Annotated in this window: 1 protein-coding gene; it reads right to left on the bottom strand. The window is 64.3% G+C overall.

All coding sequences use genetic code 11. From position 1 onward, the window contains the following. On the bottom strand, nucleotides 1–595 hold a 595-nt coding region (locus tag ACXAH0_RS25100), incomplete at its 3' end, for an IS110 family transposase (protein WP_475196012.1). Nucleotides 596–614 lie beyond the last annotated feature (19 nt).

The raw sequence follows: 614 nt of genomic DNA, 5'->3' as shown, positions 1-614 counted from the left end.
CGTCGATGGTCGCCGCGAAAGCCAGCGCCGTCACCGGCCCCACGCCCGGTGCCGTCATCAGCAGCCGGCAGGCCGGGCTCTGCGAAGCGCGCTCCCTGACCGTGCCGTCCAGCTCGTCCAGGCATCTGATCAAAGCCGTTCGCGCCTCAAGCAAGGGGCCGACAATGTCGGTCAGAGCAGGGCATGTCTGCAGGACCGCCTGCACACGGGCCGCGAACTTGCAAACTCCCTTGGGCAGGCGGTGCCCGAACGCGCCAAGCAGCCCGCGGATCGCATTTTCCGTATCGCGGCGCTGGCCGACCAGGTGCTGACGAGCCTTCAGGACTGTCCGGTCCATCTGGGCGGCCTCGCTCTTCACCGCAACAGGACGGCAGAACCCGGTGCGGGCGATCTCTGCCAGAAGCTCCGCATCATTGGCATCCGTCTTGTTGTGCTGCAGCTTCATAACCGCATGCGCCTGACGGGCGTCGATAAGATCAACATCAATCCCAAGCCCCCGCAACTCCCTTACCAGCCAGTGGCCCCAGGTGCCCGTTTCCATCACGATCCGCTCAGGACAAAGGCAGGTCGCCTTCAGCGCCTCAAACAAAGACACAGGATCAGTTGCAACCTTG

It is taken from the genome of Roseibium sp. AWQ4_290 (genome assembly GCF_056160985.1).
Note: the sequence above shows the minus strand (reverse complement) of the source record. Positions and strands in the feature narration are given on the sequence as shown.